We start from the raw sequence: 1737 nt of genomic DNA, 5'->3' as shown, positions 1-1737 counted from the left end.
GCCTTATAGGTAATACCGAAACCACCTTGTCCTATGATCTTTTCTATTTTATACTTTTTGTTTTGAAGATATTCTATCATAATTATCTATTCATAATCTTCAACGACTCTCGTTTTCTATACATATCCTGTTCAAAAACATTTTTTACAAGATACCATATGATTATAAAAATCACATCCAGTACAAACTGAAACAATTTTGCCCGAACCATTACATTTTCCACAATATGCATGAGAACATACAGCCCCCACACTCTAAACAGGCGTTTCCAAATGTTCCAACAGTTCCTCGTCCAAAACAAGAACGACATTGTATTTGATGATTACACCACTTCCTTTACAAACGGGACATCTATCCTCTATTACAACTGTACCATTACAGAAAGCACATTTTATACACCCAGAACCACCACATACGAAACACTTTTCTTGGTATTTCCCAGTTCTTTCTTTTTTACAGGAGACACATAATTTTTCATATCAAAACTTTCTTTTGTTTCTGTTTCCCCCATGCAAGTCTATCGCCAGCAACTTCTAGTGTTTTTGCGCCCAATTTACATTTAGACCATTTTACAGTCAAGCCCATATCTACATATCCTTCTTCTCAAATATTCGAATTACCTAATGCCAATCTAAAACCAACAAGACAATTTGTACCTAAAGGTTTCTTTGAAGTTACCAAACTCTCAGATGCTTCATCCAAGCAACAACCTCCTCGAACACTCCACCTCTTATCATTTATATCAATACAAGCATTGTCACACAACTCATCAACATTACCGGTCATATCATATAACCCTAGTTCGTTCGGGCGTTTTTGTCCAACATCTTCAAGATTCGTTTTTTTTCCATTATAGAAATTTGCTACTCCAAGAATATCATTACCTCCTGAGTATTTATATCCATGCCCACAAATGCCACCTTTTGCAGCTACTTCCCATTCTAAGTCTGTAGGCAATCTATATTGTTTTCCTGTTTTTTCATTTAGACGTTCCAAGAACTCCAGCACCTGCTTTCTAGACACTATCTTCGGATGATGTTTTTTGCCCATTGCAGCCTCGTTTTTTATTCTATGCTTATTGTTATAAGCTTCCACACCACCCATCTGAGCAAATATCAATCTATAGACTGGTCTTTCGTCCATCACTGCATCATATTCCTCATTGGTAATTTCGTATTTTCCAATGTAAAAATCCGAGAAGGTTACTCCGTCAACTGTTCCACCTTTAACCTTTACCATATTATCTACAAGTTCATTGATTACGATATGCTGATGCACTTTCACATAACCCACTTTTATCAAAGATAGAAGCATAGAAATCGTCAACAAGCTCATAAAAATTGTCCTTGCCCATTTCCCTTTTCCTTTTCCAGCAATAGCATTTGTTGTAGACGATGCAATTGGTGCCTCAAATTCATTTACAAAAGTTTTTTTTGAAACAATTGTTGTTTCACCAACGGAAATAGAGCCTATAAAATCAGATATATTTTGAAACCTATCATTTTTACGAGGACACATTCCACGTTCTACGCTTCGCCATAGTTTTGCAGAAATACCATCAGATTTTCGGCCAATTCCATCATTCAAAACGATACTAGCCTCCGCGGGTACTTTACCCGTCACCAAGAAATACAATGTAGCAGCAAGTCCATAAACATCTGTAGCAGGAGAGAAATCCTGCAAATTTTGTTGGTACTGTTCCAAAGGTGCATAGCCAGCACTAATTCCTACGGGAGT

At 36.8% G+C, this 1737-nt stretch carries 1 protein-coding gene; it reads right to left on the bottom strand.

The features are described from left to right. Nucleotides 1-603: 603 nt before the first annotated feature. Nucleotides 604-1737: SUMF1/EgtB/PvdO family nonheme iron enzyme (locus DW657_RS17240; protein ID WP_118313565.1), on the bottom strand; the 1134-nt coding region annotated here is incomplete at its 5' end.

The organism is Prevotella sp. AM23-5, from assembly GCF_003473645.1.
Classification (GTDB): Bacteria; Bacteroidota; Bacteroidia; order Bacteroidales; family Bacteroidaceae; genus Prevotella; species Prevotella copri_A.
This window is presented reverse-complemented; position numbering and strand designations above follow the sequence as displayed.